This window comes from Micromonospora sp. NPDC005291, from assembly GCF_040607415.1.
Classification (GTDB): Bacteria; Actinomycetota; Actinomycetes; order Mycobacteriales; family Micromonosporaceae; genus Micromonospora.
Window position 1 is genome coordinate 14424 of the sequence record NZ_JBEXGR010000009.1, and the last position, 18954, is coordinate 33377.

Genomic DNA, 18954 nt, shown 5'->3' on the forward strand with positions numbered 1-18954 from the left:
CCTACCGCGGTGGCGAGACGTACAGCCCGGTCCTGCACCCCATCTCACCCGGCTCCAGCCAGATGGCGTCGTACCCGGGTGACTCGATGGCTCCGCCGGGGGTCCGGACCAGGAGGAGGCAGTCCCGCTCGGCGGGGACGCCCACCGCGGCGACGAGGGCACCCTCGTGGGTGACCGTGTCGACCTTGATGTGCTTCTCGGGAAACGCTGCGCGCACCGCGCCCGCGAGGGTGTCGGGTGTGGCGGTTCGCAGCGCCGTGCTGAGCCGGTCGCGCGCGTCGTCGGGCAGGGCGGGAATCGGCGCGGCGCTGGGCGCCGGAGGACTGGCCACCGATGGGCAGTCGATCTCCTCATAGGACGTGTAGCGATAGAGTTCCAGCAGGTAGCGGTAGCATCGCGTGGCCTGGCCGGCAGAGTTGCCGAGGTCGCCGAAGGACGTCCCGGAGTCCTCTGCCACCGTCACCGCGAACCGGACGTCGATGGTGGCCCGCTCGCTTCCGGCGGTTCGACCCGACCAGGCCAGCGGCTCACGTCGGACGGTTGAGCTGCTGCCCTCCGCCTCGGAGATCTCGGTCGCGGCGATCTGCTCGGCGTCCCGGACCCGGTTGCGATGACCGAGGTCGTCATCAAGGCGCTCCGCCTCGCTCGCCGCGATGTCCCTCGCCATCGAGTCGCCGTCGCGGTACTCGGCGCACCCGCTCAGCATCAGGCAGGCCACGACCACCGTCAGCGCGCTGATCCGGCGAAGAAGGTCCATGACGTCGAGCATGCCGGCCGGCGTGAGCAGGAGGATGAGTGCTCGTACTCATCTGCTGCCGCCTGTGGCAGCATCGACGGTGCTGGGCAGGCCCGGCCGGGTGCTGGGGCAGATCGTTCTACAGGAGTACGCATGGCACTGGGACCCGTGCTGGTGGTTGGTCTCGATCCCATGCGGATCCCAGGCTGGGATCCCGAGCCAGTCGTGGCGGCGATAGCACGGGGTCAGGCCCGCTTCGAGGATCACGGTATTGAGGCCGACCTGTGCCTGGTGGCGCCCGACGACAACGCCGAGGGGACGATCGTCGAGGCGCTGACCCAGAAGAGTTACGCCTGCGTGGTGGTCGGCGGCGGTATCCGCAAGCACGAGCCGTTGCTCCAGCTCTTCGAGCGGGTGGTCAACCTTGTCCGGCAGCATGCTCCGGGCGCGGCGATCGCCTTCAACAGCAGTCCGGAGGACACTGCCGACGCCGCACTGCGGTGGCTGCCGCGCAGCAGGTTAGATCACCCAGGCTTCGGGTAGCCGACGCCCCGACCACAGGGCTGAATACCGGGCCGGGCGCAGGCGGTGGGCGGCCACCGACAACGATGGCCGCCGCGCGACGCGTCATCGCGGTGGGGTCACGCCTCCGACGGCGCCTCGGCCTGCTCGTCCCCGCTCGTGGGCTTCTCCACCTCGTCCGCCGCCTTCGGGGGCGCCGCCACCGTCCAGGAGAACTCGATCTCGACGGACAGCTCGGTCTCGCTCTCGCGCTCGATCTCCAGCTCACACCGGACGGTGTCGGCGACGGTCACCGCGCCCCCGGCGCCGTAGAAGATCCGCCCATCAGACTCCAGCTGGTGCGCGAGTTGGCGCAGCCAGGCTGCCAGGTCGGCGCGCGACACGGTACGGGCGTCCTCGTAGATATCCATGCCGGCCATGCTGTCACTCCATAGAGGATGGTGGGGAAGGCGGGTAGAACGGCGTTGAGCCGAGCACGTGATATGGATCTTGCGAGCCGCGGCCTGTCGCCACAATCCGGCGCTGCCCGCCGGATAGGTTCGTCTCCGGTGGGTAAGCGGCGCGGGTGCCCGCGAAGCAGGAGCCGGCAGCCGAAGAGGACCCGGCACCGTACGGGGAGTCTCGGGCTGGCCGAACGTCGATCGACCTGCACCCTCGGGTGCAGCACGCGATACGCGCCCGCGTCTGGCGGTTACGTCTTTACGGGCTGCTCGCCGTGCAGGCCGGCATCGCGGCGGCGCTCGCCTGGTTCGTGGTCTACCACTTCCTGGGCAATTCGTCCCCAGTTGTCGCACCTACCACCGCGGTCGGCATCGTGGCTGCCGCGATGGGTTCACGACTGCGGCGCACCGTGGAGTTGCTGGCCGGGGTGATCCTCGGGCTTGCCGCGGGTGACACGCTCATGCCGTTCTTCGGCATCGGGGCCTGGCAGACCGGCGTGGTCGTCGTGCTGGCGATCATCGTCGCCGTCCTGCTCAAGGGCGGTGGTTCCCTGCTCACCCAGGCCGGCGGTACCGCGGTGCTCATCGCCACCCTGGAGCCGCCTGTGCGTGACCTGTCCATCCCCCGCTTCGTCGACGCCGCGGTCGGCGGGTTGATCGGTCTGGCGGTCGGTCTGCTGTTGGTGCCCATCCACCCGCAGCGGACAGTGCGGCGGCTGGCCGAACCCGTCCTCGATCCGGCTGTCGCGGCCCTGCACGGCCTGGCCGCGGCTCTGCGCCGTCGAGATCTTGGCGGGGCCGAGCGGAGTCTGGGCCGGTTGCGAGCCCTCGGCTCCCGGGTGGCCGCGCTGAACGAAGGGCTCGACGCTTCCCAGGAGGTGGTGCGACTGGCGCCGCTGCGCTGGCGTGAACGCACGTCCCTGGCCTTCTACACCAGGGCCGTCCGACATATGGAGCGCAGCCTGTACAGCTGGCGTGCCCTCGCGAGGCGACTCACAAGAGCCCTCAAGGACGACGAGCCGATACCGGAGGAGTTTCCCGCGGCCGTCGACCTGCTGGCCGCCAGCATGCGGACGCTGAGATGCGCGATCCGCGCCCATGCTGAGCCGCGCGAGGCGCGCCAGCAGATCCTGACGGCCGTCGAGCTGGTCGGAAGGGCGCAGGGGGAGGCCGTGTCGGATCCCACCCGCCCGCACACCCATCGGTTGGGCTACTCGGGCATGATCGCCGCAGGTGAGCTCCGCACGGCCGCCCACGACCTGCTCATCGCCACCGGGTTGGACGCGGACAGAGCGGCAGCACTGGTGCGGCAGTCGGTGGATCCGGACCGTCAGGACTGAGCGGCGAGGTCTTCCCTGAACAGGCCGGTCGGCGGTGCGTGGTGGCCTTCCTTGACGGCCGAGTAGTCCCGGGCCTCGGCCACGCGGCCAGCCTCGTCGAAGCGCAGCAGGGTGCAGCCGGAGATGGTCAGGGGCTGCTCCTTCACGTGGATCACCGCCCAGTACTCCGCTGCTGCCGCATCGCCGTCGACCTGCGGCTCGGCGAACCACACCTGAGCGGGGCGGGTTTCCTCGGCGAAGGACTCCTCCAGATAGACCCGGAGACCGGAACGCCCCCGGTACGGCCGAAACATCGAGGCCCAGTGGTCGCCGCTCTCGCTCTGTAGGCCGATGATCGCCTCGATGTCCTTGACCGGCCAGGCGTCGGTCCAGGTCCTGGCCCACCGTCGGGCCGCCTCTCCGGTGTCCACGCACGCCTCCTCTGCCAACCGGCACCTCCGGTCATCGCCAGTGGTACCACTGACCCCTGACATCCCAAGGCAGGGCGCTGTCTACTCCTGAACCGCCTCCCCGACGGCGAGGTCGAGCATCACGAGGTGCACCGGGTCAGCCACCACCTCGATGCCGATGATCCGATCGGTGACGATGAAGCTGAGCGCGAGGCGACCGCCGTTGCCCAGTTCCACGACCGCGCCCGGCAACCCGTCGACGTACGCCGGCACGGCGCCCTCCGCGCGGCCGTTGAAGAAGCCGGCGATGGCGGCCGAGCCGCGCGTCTCGGCGGCGGAGCCCAGGCCGGCGGCCACCGGGTCGGCGCGCATGATGACGTGCGGGTCGAGCAGGCTGACCAGATCGTCGAACCTGCCCTCGCGGGAGGCAGCGAGGAACGCCTCGACCACCCGTCGCTGACGCGCTGGGTCAACCTCCCGGGGGGTCCCGTCCTGGTGCACCCTGCGTCGGGCACGGCTGGCGATCTGGCGGACGGCGGCAGGGGTACGGTCCACCACGGCGGCGATCTCCTCGAACGAGACCGCGAACATGTCGTGTAGCACGTACACGAACCGCTCGGTCGGCGCGAGGGTGTCGAGGACGACCAGGAGCGCTCGGTCGAGCGACTCAGCCAGCAGGGCCTCCCGTTCCGGGTCCACCGGGGCGCGGTCCGTCGGGTCGGGTTCCGGGCCGGCGCCGTCCCACGGCTGCTCGGGTCGGGCGGTCCGGGTGCGGAGCCGGTCCAGGCAGACCCGGCAGCCTAACAGGACGGAACGACGAACATGATCATCGAACCGCGCATCCAGAACCCCGCCAACCTGCTGCCGGACGCCGTGAAGGCGATCAACCTGCTCTACAAGGCCGCGAATTCGGCCGGGGTGCCGGGCAGCACGCTGGAGTTGGTGCACCTGCGGGCCAGCCAGATCAACGGATGCAGCGCCTGCGTCGACTCGGGCGCCCGGAGTGCCCGCCAGGCCGGCGAGACGGAGGAGCGGTTGTTCGCGGTGGCCGTCTGGCGGGAGACCCCGTACTTCACCGAGGCGGAGCGGGCCGCGCTCGCGCTCGCGGAGGCCGCCACCAGGCTCGCCGATCGGGCGGACGCCGTGCCCGACGACGTCTGGGCGGAGGCGGCTCGGCACTTCGGCGAGAAGGAACTCGCCGCGATCGTGCTCTGGGTGGCCACCACAAACTTTTTCAATCGGATCAACGCCACCACCCGCCAGCCGGCGCCCCAGACGTGGGGCTGATCCAGTGACCCCCTCTGCCGTCGACTCTGAATTGACGGCAGAGGGTGTCAGCGGGCGTGCTCACGCGACGCGAGGACGTCGAGGTAGTGCGGGTTGGTCATGATGCCCAGCACGTTGCCGAACGGGTCGACCACGGCGGCGGTTACGAACCCCTCGTCCCCGTGTGGGGTGATCGGCTGGTACTCGGTGGCGCCCATCTCCAGCAGCCGTGCCACGGTGGCGTCGAGGTCGTCGACGTGCCAGTGCATGACGGCGCCACCGGGGCCGGTCGCCGCGCCGGGTGGCGCGTACCTGCGGTCGATGATGCCCAGTTCTGCCTGGTAGTCGCCGACGCGGAACTCGGTGTACGCCGGGCGTCCGTCGGGGCCGGACCGCAGGAAGTACGCCTCCTGGCCCAGGAACCGTGCGTACCACTCGGTGGCCGCTGCCACGTCGCTCGCCCAGATGTTGAGCGTGGCGAATCCTCGCAGGCTCATCGGTGTCCTCTCGTCGATGTCGTCAGGGGCCACGCTATCGACGATTGCGGAAGGTTTCGTTCCTCAATGACTCTACCGCTACGACCCGAACGCCTCGCCGGACGGCCTCGCCGGCACCGAGGGCACCTTCAACATGTGCACGTTCTGGTACGTCCAGGCGCTGGCCCAGGCCGGTCGGCTCGACGACGCGCGGCTGACCTTCGAGAAGATGCTCACCTACAGCAGCCCTCTTGGCCTCTACTCCGAGGAGATCGCTCCGACCGGTCAGCAGATCGGCAACTTCCCGCAGGCGTTCAGCCATCTCTCGCTGATCAGCACGGCGGCCCACCTCGACGACCTGGTCGACGAGCAGCACTGACCGCTCGCGTCAGAACAGCGTCAGAGGCTCGACCGGTATCGGCTCCGGCAGCGCGTCCAGCTCGGGTACGCGTGCCCGTACCTCGTCGTGGAAGCGGCGGGCGAGCACGGGCGCCTCGCCGTTGTCCGGCGTGTGGATGAACATCGTCGGCGAGCGCCCCTCGCGCAGCCAGGTGACGGTGATGTCGATCCAGCGCTGCCACCCCTCGACAGTGCGCGCCGAGTCGTCGCGGCCGAGGTAGCGAACGATCGGCCGGTCGGTCAGCGCGAGCGACCGGAGCGGCACACGCGGTTTCTTGGTCCACGCGTCCCGCTCCGCGTCGCTGGTCGGTGGGCTCGCGAAGAACGCGGTCGTGTCGAAGGGGATCCACTCGGCTGACGCGGCGGAGAGGGTCGCCCCGAGCAGCCGGGTCGCGCGGGCGTCGGTGAAGAACGCGGGATGGCGGACCTCCACCGCGTACCGGTGAGCCTGCGGAAGTTGATTCAGGAAGCGGTTCAGAGCCGGGACGTCGGCGGGTGCGAACGAGCCGGGCAGCTGAATCCAGAGGGCGTGGGCGCGCGGGCCGAGCGGTTCGATCGCGTCCAGGAAGGCACGCAGCGGTTCGCCGACGTCGGTGAGTCGGCGTTCGTGCGTGATGACCTTGGGAAGCTTGAGGACGAACCGGAAATCGGGATCGGTCTGCGCGGCCCACGACGCCACGGTGTCCCGGGCCGGGGTGGCGTAGAACGTCGTGTTTCCCTCCACGGCGTCGCACCAGCTGGCGTAGTGCCGCAGGCGCTCCGCAGGCGGCAGCGGATGCGCCAACAGGCGCCCCTGCCACAGCCTGTGGGTCCACATCGCGCATCCCACGTGAAGACGCATGACCGCCCTTCCCGCGCTTGACCGGAGCCCACCGTATACGCGCGACCGGATCGACGGCACGGCCGACGATCGTCAACTTAGGGTTGACGGAAAAGGGTGCGTCAACTTATGGTTGACGCATGACAGAGCCTATCCAGATGAGCAACACCGTGAAGCTCGACGACCTGATCCAGGCGATCAAGAAGGTGCACACCGACGCGCTCGACCAGCTCACCGACGCGGTCATCGCCGCCGATCACCTCGGCGAGGTCGCCGATCACCTGATCGGGCACTTCGTCGACCAGGCCCGGCGCTCGGGCGCCTCCTGGACCGACATCGGTCGCAGCATGGGGGTCACCAAGCAGGCCGCCCAGAAGCGCTTCGTGCCGAAGCCGACCGACGCGGCGCTCGACCCGAACGACGGCTTCGGCCGATTCACCCCCCGGGCCCGCAACGTGGTGATGGCCTCGCAGGAGGAGGCCCGTGCCAGCGGAAACGCCGAGATCGGCCCCGAGCACCTGGTGCTGGGTCTGCTGGCTGAGCCGGAAGGGCTGGCCGCCAAGGTGATGGCTGGTCGGGGCGCCACTCCCGAGGCCGTGCGGGAAACGGTCGGCGCCGCCCTCCCGCCGTCGGCCGACCAGGTCCCGGACCTCATCCCGTACGACGCGCGCGGCAAGAAGGCGTTGGAGCTGACCTTCCGGGAGGCGCTGCGCCTCGGGCACAACTACATCGGCACCGAGCACATCCTGCTTGCCCTGTTGGAGCAGGAGGACGGCGCGGGCGTGCTCACCAATCTCGGCCTGGAGAAGGCGGCGGTCGAGGCCGACCTGTCCGTCGCCCTCGCCGCCGCGGTCGCGCCGAAGTGACCTTTCACGGTCAGGGGGTCGGGAAGCCGTAACGCAGGGCGTGCTCCGGATCGGCCGGGTCGATCTGGCGCACGCCCGCGTCGGCGAGGTGCTTGTTGACATCGTCGAGCTGCTCGCGCACCAGTCGGGCCTCCTCCTCCGTGACCCGACCCCGGTGCGGCTTGCCGGCGTGTTCCAACGTGCCGTAGTCGATCTTCTCGGCGCTCTTGCGGGCCTTGGGCGGGCGAACCCGCTCGGCCGTCTTCAACAGCCGCGCCATCGGCACGTCGGTGGCCATCGCGTCGAACTCGCTGGCGGTCAGCACCACCCGGCGGGGCTCGCCGCCGCCGTGCCGATCGTGGATCTCCACCACCGCCACGTCCAGGGCGGCGTCGTCGATGTTCTCCACCTCGCCCGGGGTCGCGTCCAACTGCACGGGCCCGGCAACCAGGTCCGGGTGCTCCAGCACGACGATGCGGACCACCTCGTCGTCCTGCTGCAGAACCGTGCCGGTGAAGTCGGAGACGTGAATCGTCTTCTTGCCCATGCGCGGAGCTTCTCCTGTCGTAGGCCGGGATGCCGGACCACAAGAAATTACCCGACAGGTGTGCGAAAGCTGCCGCTGGACCTCCTCCGGTGTGTCGCTGCCCGGACGACCTCAGAGACTGCCCTTCGGGGCCACCCACTCGGTGGGTTGGCCGGTGGCGGCGGTGATCCGGTCTTCCGTCAGCAGCGTCTCGAAATTCGACGACAGAGCGGTGCGTCAGTGGGTGTTCATCTGGTGTCGACCGGAGCTGGCGGGAGGCAGCTTGTTCAGCCGGGCCCACGGCAGGACGTCGGCGCCGGCCCCGCGCGGGATCCGGTAGCGGGGCTGGGGAGGGATGCCCTCGGCGGGCTCCCCTGCCCGCCAGAGTCGCTCGGGATCCTGGTGGTAGCGGTCGTTCGGCTGAATCGGCATGGCCCTACCGTCCCAAACAAAGGTGTCCAGGTATGGAAATAGATATGACGGTCGATCAGTGCACCTGGTTCCTGAACCCCTGGCCCGCTCCGGGCCCTGAGGGATCGTCCGCCCGGTCGGGCCGCTCCGGCGTACGGTGATCAACGACGGCCGGGTGACGGGGGAGGTGCACATGCTCGATCGGCGACTCCAACTGCACCTGGCCACGTGGCTCGGCCAGTGGCCGGCGGGGCCGGGGTTGCACGTGGTCGCCTCGCACCGGCGGGCCAAACCGGCCTGGGACGGCAGGCTCCGCCCCGCGCTCGCCGTGGACACCGGGCAGAGTTCCGTGCTCTCCGTGGCGCCGGACCGGGTGGCGGCGATCCGCGCGCTGGCCCGACGCTCGCCGGATCGGCTGCTCGCCGCGCTGCCGGAGGCCGTCGGGCTGCCCGACTGGTGCGTCCACGACGGCCCCTTCCGGTGGAGCGTGGCACCCGCGCCGCTGCCCGAGGTGGGGGAGTGGACCGAACCGACGTCTCCCGGGCTGCCGCCCTGGCTACGGCTCTTCGACCGGCCCGTGTTGGTGGTCCGTGACCCGGACGGCACCTACCTGGCCGGTGTGGGGATCAAACGGCACGACGCGTACGGGCAGGAGTTGGCCGTCGGCACCGCGCCGGCCGCCGAGGGGCGTGGCCTTGCCCGCCGACTGGTGGCGCAGGCGGCGCGGCGAGTGCTCGACGAGGGAGCGGTGCCCACCTATCTGCACGAGCGGGACAACCAAGCCTCGGCCCGGGTCGCCGACGCGGCCGGTTTCCCGGACCGGGGTTGGCGCGCCTACGGGGTCTATCCGCGCTGAGTCGGTCACCGAACCGGTAATGGGCGCGGACCGTGGATCCCGGGCCGGATCCACGGTCCGCAACCTCCCCCCAGGCCCCGGTTTCGGGTGTACCGGCCGCGCTCTGTGCGGGCCGGTACGTGTCGATCACGCTACGTATCGAAGAGGTTCGGGGCAAGGTTTGAGCTGTCGGTTCGGAGTGTCGAAAAGTGGACTTGACCTGCTGCTTCGCCGGTTGAGGGTGCCGGCCGGTCAGTGACGTAGCGTGCGAATCAGATCGAGCACCTGTCGGGTCACGGGGCGGAGGACCCGGAGCCGGGACAGCGCCACGAGCCGGTCGATCAGTGGCACGACCCCGTCGATCAACTGGCGGGTCTTGGTCTGGCCCGGCGATCGGTCGTGCACCCAGTAGAGGACCACGCCCATGTAGGCGAGCCAGAGCAGCTCGGGTAGCTGTGGGCGCAGCTCGGCGTCGACCTTCGCGGTCGAGCCCGTCAGCACCTCGGCGAAGAGCTCGATGGCCGCCTGTCGGGGGCCGGAGGACTCCGCGGAGAAGGGGCTCAGCGGGGAGGTGGGCTCGGCCGCCGTCTTGAAGAAGGTTGCCGCGAATCCGTGCGACGGCGTCAACACGTCGATCCCCGCGTGCAGCAGTCCGGCCAACCGGGGACCGAACGCCTCCTCCCGATCGAGCACGGGCTGCGCGGCGGCTCGGTGCTCGACCTGGGACTGGGCGTAGAACTCCTGGATCAGGTGGTCCTTGGAACCGAAGTAGTAGTAGGCGTTGCCGACCGCCACGCCGGCCTCCTGCGCGATAGCCCGCATGGTGGTCTGGGCGTAACCGCGCTCACGGAACAGCCGCATCGCGGTGTCCCGGATCAGCTGCCGGGTCTGCTCACCTCGGGCGGTGGCAGGGTCACCCGCAGCGGTCGTCGGCGCAGGCTGCTCGGTCATCGGGGCCACCGTATCCCGCCAGTTCGTCTGTCGGCTCGGCGCGCGGGTCGCGGACCCGCTCCCGTATCGCCGCGGCGGCGGCCACCGTCTGCCGGGCGAGCGGCAGCAGGTGCGGTCGGGCCAGCCGCTCGGCCATGGACCGATGGTCGGCCAGCGCCCAGAGGCAGGCGAACCAGGCGCCGTCGCCCGCGTACACCTCGCCGGTGTCGGCGATCACGGTGAGGTCGCGCAGCGTCGCGTCGTGGTCCAGGGCGGGGAAGCGCCGCCGGGCCTCGGCGGACCCGGCCGGCACGAACTCCAGGGGTACGAGCTGGGCGCGGGACGCCAACCATCGGCGGGCGGCGCGGCAGAGCGGGCAGGCCGCGTCGAACAGGACGGTGAACCCCCGGATCCCACCGCCGGAGTGAGCGGTGGGATCCGGCAGCCGGCCGATGCCATCGGACGGTGGCACGGTCATCGGGTCGGTGGGTTGATCGGCGGGCCAGCGCTCGGCTGCGGGCCGGCCGGGTGCGGGCCGGCCGGCTGTGGTCCGACCGGGTACGCGCCGACCAGCTGCGATCCGTGTGGGGTGGACGGCATGGGGAGTCGGCCGATCGGGGCGATGGGCGGGTGGGTGGCGAGCTGGCGGAGTCGGTTTCGGCGGTAGCGGCCCAGTGCGAAGACGTTGAAGAAGTGCAGTGCGCCGAGCACCAGGAGCACGAAACCGATCTTGAGGGACAGCTCCTCCATTGCCTGGCTGGTGGATCGCACCGGGTCGGGGTGCTTCATCGCCACCGTGACGTAGCCGAAATTGAGCAGGTAGAAGCCGACCACCAGGAGGCTGTTGACCGCTCGGGCGAGCCGTTCCTCGGCGAACACCTCCTCGAGAAAGACCTGCCCGTTGCGTGACAGTGCCCGCGCCACCCAGATGGTCAGGCCGATGCTGACCGCGAGGTAGATCACGTACATCCAGACCTTGAGGTCCATGCGGATGCCCTTCTTGAACGTGTTCAACTACCGACGGCATCAGCGTAGAACAGGTTTTGAACATGTTCAAGAGTGCGCCACGGGGTGACCGTGGACGCGGCTCAGCCGACCAGACCGAGCGCCTCGGCAGCCGCCCGACCGTTGGCGTGGCTCGCGCCGTACGTGGTCACGAAGGCGCGTACGCCCGCTGGGCGCCACTGTGCCGGCCAGCCCATCTCCACCACGGTCACCGGATGCTGGGCGGCCAGGCCGGCGATCAGTTCCGGGCCGCCGGGCAGCCGGTGCAGGTGCCGCCCGACCAGCACGATGGGACGGTCACCAGCCAACCCGCGCAGCGCCGCCGGGTCGGTCTCGGCGGCGATCACGCGGATCTCCTGCACCCCGTCCAGGTGTGGACCGAGGCCCCACGGCACCCGCCCCTCGGCGATCGTCGACTCGATGTGCAGCTGCACCACCAGTGGTCGGTCCAGGCCGGTGAGCACCCCGTCCACCCGGACCGCTCGGCGCGCTGCCGCGTACCCCAGCTCGGTGTCGCCGGTGGCCGGCGACCCGGCGGCGGTCCGGGTCCAGGCGGCGAGCTCGGCGGCGCGGCCGGCTGCCTCCTCGACCCGCGCGGTCGTCAACCGGCCGTCGGCGAAGGCGTCGACGATCTCGGCGGCCACCCGCTCGACCAGCTCGGCGTCGACCTTCGCACCGATGCAGAGCAGGTCTGCGCCGGCGGCCAGGGCGCGGACCGCGGCGGGCCCGACCCCTCCGGCAGCCACGGCGGCGCCCTTCATCTCCAGCGCGTCGGTGATGACGGCGCCGGTGAAGCCGTACTCGGTGCGGAGCAGGTCGACCAGGACGGCCCGGCTGAAGGTGGCCGGGTCGGCGCCGGTCAACGCCGGCACCCGGATGTGTGCGGTCATCACGGCGCGTGCCCCGGCGGCGACGACCGCCGCGAACGGCGGTAGGTCCCGCTGGCGCAGCAGGCCCAGCGGAGCGTCCACGGTGGGCAGCTCGTGGTGGGAGTCGGTGACGGTGGCGCCGTGCCCGGGGAAGTGCTTGGCGCAGGCGGCCACACCGGCGGCCTGCAACCCGGAAACGGCGGCGGCCGCGTGGGCGGCCACCCGCACCGGGTCCGCGCCGAAGGACCTCGTGCCGATCACCGGGTTGTCGTCGGCGGTGTTGACGTCCACCGTCGGGGCGAGGTTGACGGTGATGCCGAGCGCGGCCAGCTCGGCGCCGATCGCCTGGTAGACCCGCCGGGTGAGTGCCACGTCGCCGATCGCGCCGAGGGCGGCGTTGCCGGGGTACGGGCTGCCGGTGGCGTGCGCCAGCCGGGTCACGTCGCCACCCTCCTCGTCGATGGCGATCAGCACATCGGACCGGCCGGCGCGCAGCGCGGCGGTGCTCGCCGCCACCTGGGCGGGGTCATGCACGTTGGTGCCGAACAGGGTGTGCCCGGCCAGCCCGTCGGCCAGCAGGTCGACCGCCCAGCCCGGCGGGACCGGTCCCGGGTACGCGGCGAGAAGCGTGCCCAGCGCCAGCCGGCGCAATTCTGGATCCAGCCCCACGTGATCTTCCCCCTTCGGTGCCCCGCGGGTACGAAACGTCGTACCGGTGGTGGTCTGCGCCCTGCCGAGTCGGCCGAGCGCTCCACCTCAGGGTGGCCGTTACGCTACGGCTACCCGTTCGCAGGTCGGTTTACAGTTAGCAAAGTTTACTAAAACTAGAGGACGTGTCATGAGTGCGACCCGGCTGCCCGGCACCCCCCGCCTGTTGCGGGCGCTCAACGACCGTGCCGCGCTGGAACTGCTCCTCGAACGCGGCCCTCTGACCCGGGCCCGGCTCGGCGAGCTGACCGGGCTGTCGAAGGTCACCGCCTCGCAACTGGTCGAGCGGTTGGAGGAGCGCGGGCTGGTTACGCGGGTCGGCGAGCAGGCCGGCGGGCGGGGGCCGAACGCCCAGCTCTACGCCGTCCGCCCGAGCAGCGCACACGTGGTCGGCGTGGACGTCGGGCCGGACCGGGTGGTCGCCGTGTGTGCCGACATCACCGGCGCGATCATCGGCCGCGTGGAGCAGTCGACCCGGGACACCGACGACCCGGTGGGCGTGGTGCACAACGCCGTGGTGCAGGCCGCGAGCAGCGCCCAGGCGCAGCTGAGCAGCGTACGGCGGATCGTGCTCGGCACGCCGGGCCTGGTCGATCCCGGGACCGGCGACATCACGTTCGCCTTCAACCTGCCGCGCTGGCACAGCGGCCTGCTCGCCGCGTTGCGGGACGACCTGCACACCCCGGTGGTCTTCGAGAACGACGTCAACCTGGCCGCGGTGGCCGAGGCGCAGTCCGGCGCCGCACAGGGGCTGGCGGATTTCGTGCTGGTCTGGGTGGGTGCCGGCCTCGGCCTGGCAATCATGCTGGGTGGGCGGCTGCACCGCGGCAGCAGCGGTGCGGCCGGTGAGATCGGCTACCTGCCGGTGCCCGGGGCACCCATCCCGCGCGACGTCTCCCGCCGCGCCAAACCGCCCTTCCAGCAGCTGATCGGCCTGGACTCGGTGCGCGCGGTGGCCCGCGAGCACGGCTACCCGGACGCCGACGCCGCCAAGGCGGTCCGCGCGGCGGTCGCGGCCGGCGCCGACGGCGGCCCGATGCTCGACGAGTTGGCCCGTCGGCTCGCGCTGGGCGTGGCCAGCACCTGCGTGGTGCTCGACCCGCCGTTGGTCGTGCTCGCCGGCGAGGTGGGCCAGGCCGGTGGTGCGGCGCTCGCCGACCGGGTGCAACAGGAGGTCGCGGCGATCACCCTGGTCCGGCCTCGGGTGGTGCCGACCGGGCTGACCGAGGAGCCGATCCTGCACGGCGCGCTGCGCACCGCACTGGACGCCGTGCGCGACGAGGTGTTCGGCTCCACCGTCGGCTGAGCCCGCTGCGGCCGCCATGTGAAGGAATATTTCACCGCATGTCGGCGAGTTGCAAGCTCTTGCCGTACTCCCTCCGGTCCACCGGGCAGCCCGCAGCTGGGCGGGCGGCCCGGTGGAGCGCGACTCAGATCAGGTCGCGGCGGCGGAACACGGCGAACGCCGCCGCCGTCAGCCCGCCCGTGATCACGAGCAGCACCAGCAGTGCCGGCCCCCAGGTCAGGCTGTAGAAGCCCTCGCAGTAGCCGTTGCCGAAGTTGCCGGCACAGGCCTGCGGGTCGAAGAACCGCGCCTCACCGGTGAGCCACGCGCCGATGTGGCTGGAGAGCATCAGTTGGTCCGGCCGGCGGGCATCGACGATCTCCAGGACCAGGCGGCCGCCCAACTCCCACACCACCGCGTACGCGGCTGCCGCCCCCAGCGCCGCCGACGTGTGTCGACCCAGTGTGGCGATCGCGAAACCGAGCGCGGAAGCCAGCAACACCAGCACCAGGCCACGGCCGTGCACCGCGCCGAGTGACCGCCAGAAGTCACCATTCAACCGGCCAGGCAACCCGGCGGTCTGCCCGATCACCCAGAACGTGGCGAGGTAGGCCGCCGACGCCAGCAGGGCCAGGACCAGCACCGTGCCGAGCAGGGTGCCCAACTTGGCCGCGAGCACCGTCAACCGGCGCGGTCGCCAGAGCAGCAGGTTCACCACGCCGCCGGAGTTCAGGTCAGCACCGATGTAGGAGGCGCCGACCAGGAACCCGAACAGCACCAGGAACGCGATGAGGAAGTAGAGCAGCGGGAGCGCCTGCTGGGCGAAGCTGAACACCCCCGGCAGGAAGTCGGCAGCGATCGGCAGCCGGTCCTGCCGGATCGGGTCGATCTCCGAGCAGTCGGCGGGGAAATACTGCTCCGTGTCGCTCGGCGGGAGCGTCCCGTCCTTGCGGGCCAGGCACTGCTGGAAGGCGGTCTCCATGCTCCGCCGCGCCTCGGAGGCCTGCGCCCGCGCCGAGCTCAGCTCGTCCGCGTTCGGCTTGTGAGAACCAGCCAGCGTGGTCGCCGCGGTGACGGCGAACGCCAAGGCCAGCAGGACGACCATGAGTTGCACGAAGCGACGCGCGGACAGCCGCTCCAACTCGGCACGAACCAGGTTCACGCGCCCACTCCCCGATCGAGATTGATCACAGCATCGCCCTGATCGGCATCCGGCAGCGCCGAGTCGTCGACCTGCCGGGGCACCGACAGATGCTCGTACGCACCCGTCAGCTCCAGGAAGACGCTCTCCAGATCCGGCCGAAGCGGCGTCAGCTCGCCCACCCACAGCCCCTGCTCGCCGAGCACCCGGCTGACCACCGTCGGGTCGCTCACCCCACTCACCACCAGCGCCTCGCCGTCGACGACCGCCGTCAGCTCGGCCGCGTGCAGCAGCTCCACGGCGCGCTCCGGCTCGGCCACGCGCACCAGGAACTCGTGCCGGTCGTAGCCCGCCAGCACCTCGTCCACCCGGCCGGCCGCCACCCGCCGCCCCTGCGAGATGATCGTGACGTGGTCGCAGATCAGCTGGATCTCGCCCAGGATGTGACTGGACACCAGCACGGTCACCCCGGTCGCCGCCAGCGACCGCATCAGGTCCCGCATCTCGCGGATGCCCGCCGGGTCCAGCCCGTTCGCCGGCTCGTCCAGAATGAGCAACTGCGGGTCCTTCAGCAGCGCGGACGCCACCGCGAGGCGCTGCTTCATGCCCAGCGAGTAACCCTTCACCCGCTCATCGCCCCGGTCGCGCAGACCCACCAGATCCAGCGCCTCGTCCACCCGCGAGACCGGCACCCCACCGGCACGGGCCAACAACCGCAGGGTGCGGTACCCGGTGAAGTTGCCGAAGAACTGCGGGCTCTCCACGATGGCGCCGACCTTGCCCGCCACCCGGGGCAGCAGCTCCGGCGACGGTTCGCCGAGCACGCTCATCCGACCGCTGTCGGCGCGTACCAGCCCCAGCAGGGCGCGCAGGGTCGTGGTCTTGCCGGAGCCGTTGGGGCCCAGGAAACCGTGGATCTGGCCCGCCTCGACCAGCAGGTCGAACCCGTCCACCGCCACGCGTCGGCCGCTGCGCATGCTGTGGTAGGTCTTGCGCAGACCCTCGATCTCGATGACCGCGCTCATCCGCGCGGCTCCGTACCTCGACGGGGCATGGGCCGTCCTCCGGGTGTGGTGATCAACGACACGGCGCTTCACCCTATGGCCGAGGCGCCGCCCATGGGGGGCGCCCCGTCGCTGCGTGGTTGGATGGTCCGGTGACTGGTGACCTGATCCCCGGCGCTGCCGGCGCCGCCCCCGCCGCCGCCCCCGTGGACCCGGATCTGGTGGTCAGCCTCGACAGCGTTGGCGTGCGCCGGTCCGGTAACGCCCTCGTGCAGGACCTGACCTGGCGGGTCGAGCTGGACGAGCGCTGGGTGGTGCTGGGGCCCAACGGGGCCGGCAAGACCACCCTGCTCAACCTCGCCGCCGGCCGTCTGCACCCCACCACCGGTGTCGCGCACGTGCTCGGTGAGCGGATCGGCCGCACCGACGTCAACGAGCTACGCACGCGCATCGGGCTCTCCACGGCCGCGCTCGCCGAGCGGCTTCCCGCCGAGGAGCGGGTCAGCGACGTGGTGGTGACCGCCGCCTGGTCGGTGGTCGGCCGCTGGCGGGAGAGCTACGAGCGCGGCGACGAGGCGCGGGCGCGGGCGCTGCTGAGCCAACTCGGCATCGGTGGCCTCGCCGAGCGCCGCTACGGCACCCTCTCCGAGGGCGAACGCAAGCGGGTGCAGATCGCCCGTGCCCTGATGACCGACCCGGAGCTGCTGCTGCTCGACGAGCCCGCCGCCGGCCTCGATCTGGGCGGTCGGGAGGACCTGGTCGCCCGACTGGCCGAGCTGGCGTACGACCCGGACGCCCCGGCGATGGTGCTGGTCACCCACCACGTGGAGGAGATCCCGCCGGGGTTCACCCACGCGCTGCTGCTGCGGGAGGGCGGGGAGGTCGCCCAGGGTCTGCTCGCCGAGACTCTGACCGGTGACAACCTCTCCAAGACCTTCGGGCTGCCGCTGGTGGTCGAGCGGGTGGGCGATCGCTACACCGCTCGGGCTGCCTGAGCGCCGGACAGGGCGGAGACGACCGTGCCGCAGACCAGGGTTGCCGTGGTGGGCAGCGCCAACATGGACCTGGTCGCGATGGCACCCGCGCTGCCGCGACCGGGCGAGACCATGCTCGGCACCGATTTCGTCATGGTGCCCGGCGGTAAGGGCGCCAACCAGGCCATCGCCGCGGTCCGGGCCGGCGCCTCCTGTGCCTTCCTCGGCGCGATCGGCTCAGATGCCTTCGGCGTCACCCTCAAGGCCCGCATCACCGGGGCCGGGGTGGACACCAGTCAGCTACGCGTGGTCTACGGCACCTCCGGTGTGGCGCTGGTGATGGTCAACGCCCAGGGTGAGAACGCCATCATGGTGACCCCCGGCGCCAACGACGCACTGGTCAGCCTTACCGAGGAGGAGTTGGCCACCGTGCGCGCGGCGGACGTCCTGGTCACCCAACTGGAGATCCCGGTGCAGACGGTGACAGCCGCCGCGGTGGCCGCCCGCGCCGCCGGCACCCGGGTCATCCTGAACGCCGCCCCGGCCCGGGATCTCCCACCCGAGTTGCTGGCCGCCGTGGACGTGCTGGTCGTCAACGAGGGCGAGGCGCAGGCGCTTGCCGGCCGAGGCCGGGAGGAGCCCCGGGCACTGCTCAACCTGACCCCCCGGGCCGTGCTCACCCTCGGCGGTGAGGGCGCCTGGTACGTCGACCGGGAGGGCGCCGAGGTGCACGTTCCCGCCGTCCGGGTCGACGTGATCGACTCCACCGCCGCAGGCGACGCGTTCACCGCCGCGCTGGCAGTCGGCTGGGGCGAGGGGCGCGACCTGGTCGACGCGGTGCGCTGGGCGTCGGCCGCCGGCGCCGCCTGCGTACGCAGGCTCGGCGCCTCGGTGGCGTTACCCCAACGCGCCGAGATCGACGAGCTGTACGCCCGGGGCTGACCCCGCGCTACGCCGACCGGCCCGTCGCCGCGCCGGTCCGGAAGGCCCGGCGGTACGCCGACGGCGAGGTCAACATGACCCGACCGAAATGGTGGCGGTAGGTGACCGGGGCGTCGAAGCCGACCGCGCCGGCGATCTGCTCGACCCCGGCATCGGTCTCCTCCAGCAGCGCCAGACTGGTCCGGACCCGCTGGTCGATCAGCCACCGGATCGGGCTGGTCCCGGTGGCCCGCGCGAAATGCCGCAGGTAGGTGCGGGGCGACATGTGCGCCTGCCCCGCGAGCTGGGCCACGGTCAGCGGCTCGGCGAGGTGCGCGAGCGCCCAGTCGATGCTGCCGGCGATCCGATCGTCGTCCGGGTCGGTGCTCACCGGCGCCTCGACGAACTGGGCCTGCCCACCGTCTCGGTGCGGGGGGATCACCAGCCGGCGGGCGACGGCGTTGGCGATCGCCGCGCCGTGGTCCCGCCGTACCACGTGCACGCAGAGGTCGAGCCCGGCGGCGCTACCGGCGCTGGTGAGCAGGTCGCCGTCGTCGAGGTAGAGCACGTCCGGGTCGACCTCGACCCGCGGGTACCGCCGCGCCAGCAGCTCCGCGTACTGCCAGTGGGTGGTGGCCCGCCGCCCGTCCAGCAACCCGGCGCCCGCCAGCGCGAACGCGCCAGAGCAGATCGACATGATCCGGGCGCCACGCCGGTGCGCTCGAAGCAGGGCGCTCACCAACTCCGATGACGGGTCGGCGGTCACGTCGGGCACGCCGGGAACGATGACCGTCTGCGCCGCCGCCAGCGCCGCGAGGCCGTACGGGGTGTGCAGGCTGGCTCCTCCGACGATCGGCACCGGCCCAGGCCGCTCAGCGCAGACCACCAGGTCGTACCAGTCGACGTTGAGCTCGGGCCGGGGCAGTCCGAACACCTCGGTGACGATGCCGGTCTCGAACACCGACATCCCCGGGTACGCGAGCACGGCGACGCGGTGCCCGGCGGCGGGCCGACGGGCCGTTGGTATCGGGAGTGGGTCGGCGGCCACGGTGTGGGTCGGCATGGCGAGATGTTAGCGCAGTTCGTCGTTTCCGCCACTCGTCTGGCGCGGG

Annotated in this window: 23 protein-coding genes and 1 pseudogene; 9 read left to right on the forward strand and 15 right to left on the reverse strand. The window is 71.4% G+C overall.

All coding sequences use genetic code 11. From position 1 onward, the window contains the following. Position 1: 1 nt before the first annotated feature. Entirely contained in the window at positions 2 to 757 is a 756-nt protein-coding gene (locus ABZT18_RS14690; protein ID WP_354997015.1) for a hypothetical protein, read from the reverse strand. 132 nt (positions 758 to 889) lie between these two features. Here ABZT18_RS14690 and ABZT18_RS14695 point away from each other — a divergent pair, with 132 nt between their 5' ends. After that, positions 890 to 1279 carry a hypothetical protein gene (locus ABZT18_RS14695; protein ID WP_354997016.1) on the forward strand — a complete coding sequence of 130 codons (390 nt, stop codon included), beginning with the start codon at positions 890 to 892 and terminating at the stop codon, positions 1277 to 1279. 98 nt (positions 1280 to 1377) lie between these two features. Here the strand turns inward: ABZT18_RS14695 and ABZT18_RS14700 are convergent, their stop codons facing one another. Then, entirely contained in the window at positions 1378 to 1677 is a 300-nt protein-coding gene (locus tag ABZT18_RS14700) for an amphi-Trp domain-containing protein (protein ID WP_354997017.1), read from the reverse strand. A 146-nt stretch (positions 1678 to 1823) separates the two neighbouring features. Here ABZT18_RS14700 and ABZT18_RS14705 point away from each other — a divergent pair, with 146 nt between their 5' ends. Next, complete coding sequence (locus tag ABZT18_RS14705) at positions 1824 to 3038, forward strand: FUSC family protein (protein ID WP_354997018.1); 1215 nt, start codon at positions 1824 to 1826, stop codon at positions 3036 to 3038. Here ABZT18_RS14705 and ABZT18_RS14710 read toward each other — a convergent pair. Further along, positions 3029 to 3448, reverse strand: coding sequence for a hypothetical protein (locus tag ABZT18_RS14710; protein ID WP_354997019.1), 420 nt, complete (start codon positions 3446 to 3448; stop codon positions 3029 to 3031). The two genes, ABZT18_RS14705 and ABZT18_RS14710, sit on opposite strands and share 10 nt — an antisense overlap. Positions 3449 to 3529: 81 nt before the next feature. Beyond that, positions 3530 to 4126 (reverse strand): sigma factor-like helix-turn-helix DNA-binding protein, encoded by a 597-nt coding sequence (locus ABZT18_RS14715; protein WP_354997020.1) that lies wholly within the window; start codon positions 4124 to 4126, stop codon positions 3530 to 3532. Positions 4127 to 4249: 123 nt separating this feature from the next. Between ABZT18_RS14715 and ABZT18_RS14720 the strand changes: the two genes are divergently transcribed. Continuing rightward, positions 4250 to 4714, forward strand: coding sequence for a carboxymuconolactone decarboxylase family protein (locus ABZT18_RS14720; RefSeq protein WP_354997021.1), 465 nt, complete (start codon positions 4250 to 4252; stop codon positions 4712 to 4714). 47 nt (positions 4715 to 4761) lie between these two features. Here the strand turns inward: ABZT18_RS14720 and ABZT18_RS14725 are convergent, their stop codons facing one another. Further along, the gene (locus ABZT18_RS14725; RefSeq protein WP_354997022.1) at positions 4762 to 5190 is read right to left on the reverse strand and encodes a VOC family protein; all 429 of its coding nucleotides are present in this window, start codon (positions 5188 to 5190) and stop codon (positions 4762 to 4764) included. 70 nt (positions 5191 to 5260) lie between these two features. Here ABZT18_RS14725 and ABZT18_RS14730 point away from each other — a divergent pair. Continuing rightward, positions 5261 to 5548, forward strand: a pseudogene (locus tag ABZT18_RS14730) (glycoside hydrolase family 15 protein); the annotation flags it as partial. A gap of 9 nt (positions 5549 to 5557) precedes the next feature. Here ABZT18_RS14730 and ABZT18_RS14735 read toward each other — a convergent pair. Beyond that, a complete protein-coding gene (locus ABZT18_RS14735) occupies positions 5558 to 6385 on the reverse strand; it encodes a DUF72 domain-containing protein (RefSeq protein WP_354997023.1) in 828 nt (275 codons plus the stop codon). A gap of 143 nt (positions 6386 to 6528) precedes the next feature. On the opposite strand from ABZT18_RS14735, the gene ABZT18_RS14740 reads away from it, so the two are divergent. Further along, complete coding sequence (locus tag ABZT18_RS14740; RefSeq protein ID WP_354997024.1) at positions 6529 to 7254, forward strand: Clp protease N-terminal domain-containing protein; 726 nt, start codon at positions 6529 to 6531, stop codon at positions 7252 to 7254. A 10-nt stretch (positions 7255 to 7264) separates the two neighbouring features. Here the strand turns inward: ABZT18_RS14740 and ABZT18_RS14745 are convergent, their stop codons facing one another. Together ABZT18_RS14745 and ABZT18_RS14750 are read right to left on the reverse strand one after the other, a co-directional pair. Then, positions 7265 to 7780 carry a hypothetical protein gene (locus tag ABZT18_RS14745; protein WP_354997025.1) on the reverse strand — a complete coding sequence of 172 codons (516 nt, stop codon included), beginning with the start codon at positions 7778 to 7780 and terminating at the stop codon, positions 7265 to 7267. A gap of 216 nt (positions 7781 to 7996) precedes the next feature. Further along, positions 7997 to 8191 carry a DNA repair protein gene (locus ABZT18_RS14750; protein WP_354997026.1) on the reverse strand — a complete coding sequence of 65 codons (195 nt, stop codon included), beginning with the start codon at positions 8189 to 8191 and terminating at the stop codon, positions 7997 to 7999. A 172-nt stretch (positions 8192 to 8363) separates the two neighbouring features. Between ABZT18_RS14750 and ABZT18_RS14755 the strand changes: the two genes are divergently transcribed. Further along, positions 8364 to 9026, forward strand: a complete 663-nt coding sequence (locus ABZT18_RS14755) for a GNAT family N-acetyltransferase (protein WP_354997027.1) — start codon at positions 8364 to 8366, stop codon at positions 9024 to 9026. Between the two features lie 231 nt (positions 9027 to 9257). Here ABZT18_RS14755 and ABZT18_RS14760 read toward each other — a convergent pair whose 3' ends face one another. From ABZT18_RS14760 to ABZT18_RS14775, 4 genes are all read right to left on the reverse strand, one after another. Further along, positions 9258 to 9956, reverse strand: coding sequence for a TetR family transcriptional regulator (locus tag ABZT18_RS14760; protein ID WP_354997028.1), 699 nt, complete (start codon positions 9954 to 9956; stop codon positions 9258 to 9260). Further along, positions 9919 to 10413 (reverse strand): DCC1-like thiol-disulfide oxidoreductase family protein, encoded by a 495-nt coding sequence (locus ABZT18_RS14765; RefSeq protein WP_354997029.1) that lies wholly within the window; start codon positions 10411 to 10413, stop codon positions 9919 to 9921. Before ABZT18_RS14765 ends, ABZT18_RS14760 begins: the two co-directional genes overlap by 38 nt. Then, positions 10410 to 10949 carry a hypothetical protein gene (locus ABZT18_RS14770; protein ID WP_354997030.1) on the reverse strand — a complete coding sequence of 180 codons (540 nt, stop codon included), beginning with the start codon at positions 10947 to 10949 and terminating at the stop codon, positions 10410 to 10412. Before ABZT18_RS14770 ends, ABZT18_RS14765 begins: the two co-directional genes overlap by 4 nt. Before the next feature lie 74 nt (positions 10950 to 11023). Then, on the reverse strand, positions 11024 to 12478 hold the full coding sequence (locus ABZT18_RS14775; protein WP_354997031.1) for a glycoside hydrolase family 3 N-terminal domain-containing protein: 1455 nt from the start codon (positions 12476 to 12478) through the stop codon (positions 11024 to 11026). Between the two features lie 169 nt (positions 12479 to 12647). Here ABZT18_RS14775 and ABZT18_RS14780 point away from each other — a divergent pair, with 169 nt between their 5' ends. Further along, complete coding sequence (locus ABZT18_RS14780) at positions 12648 to 13823, forward strand: ROK family transcriptional regulator (RefSeq protein WP_354997032.1); 1176 nt, start codon at positions 12648 to 12650, stop codon at positions 13821 to 13823. A gap of 124 nt (positions 13824 to 13947) precedes the next feature. On the opposite strand, the gene ABZT18_RS14785 is transcribed toward ABZT18_RS14780, so the two are convergent. After that, positions 13948 to 14964, reverse strand: coding sequence for an ABC transporter permease subunit (locus ABZT18_RS14785; protein WP_354997033.1), 1017 nt, complete (start codon positions 14962 to 14964; stop codon positions 13948 to 13950). After that, complete coding sequence (locus ABZT18_RS14790; protein ID WP_354997034.1) at positions 14961 to 15968, reverse strand: ATP-binding cassette domain-containing protein; 1008 nt, start codon at positions 15966 to 15968, stop codon at positions 14961 to 14963. The genes ABZT18_RS14785 and ABZT18_RS14790 overlap by 4 nt, the downstream gene beginning before the upstream one ends. 131 nt (positions 15969 to 16099) lie before the next feature. Here ABZT18_RS14790 and ABZT18_RS14795 point away from each other — a divergent pair, with 131 nt between their 5' ends. Both ABZT18_RS14795 and ABZT18_RS14800 read left to right on the forward strand, forming a co-directional pair. After that, on the forward strand, positions 16100 to 16942 hold the full coding sequence (locus ABZT18_RS14795) for an ABC transporter ATP-binding protein (protein WP_354997035.1): 843 nt from the start codon (positions 16100 to 16102) through the stop codon (positions 16940 to 16942). 24 nt (positions 16943 to 16966) lie between these two features. Then, the gene (locus ABZT18_RS14800) at positions 16967 to 17863 is read left to right on the forward strand and encodes a ribokinase (protein WP_354997036.1); all 897 of its coding nucleotides are present in this window, start codon (positions 16967 to 16969) and stop codon (positions 17861 to 17863) included. Between the two features lie 7 nt (positions 17864 to 17870). Here ABZT18_RS14800 and ftrA read toward each other — a convergent pair whose 3' ends face one another. Further along, a complete protein-coding gene (ftrA, locus tag ABZT18_RS14805; RefSeq protein ID WP_354997037.1) occupies positions 17871 to 18905 on the reverse strand; it encodes a transcriptional regulator FtrA in 1035 nt (344 codons plus the stop codon). Between the last annotated feature and the right edge of the window lie 49 nt (positions 18906 to 18954).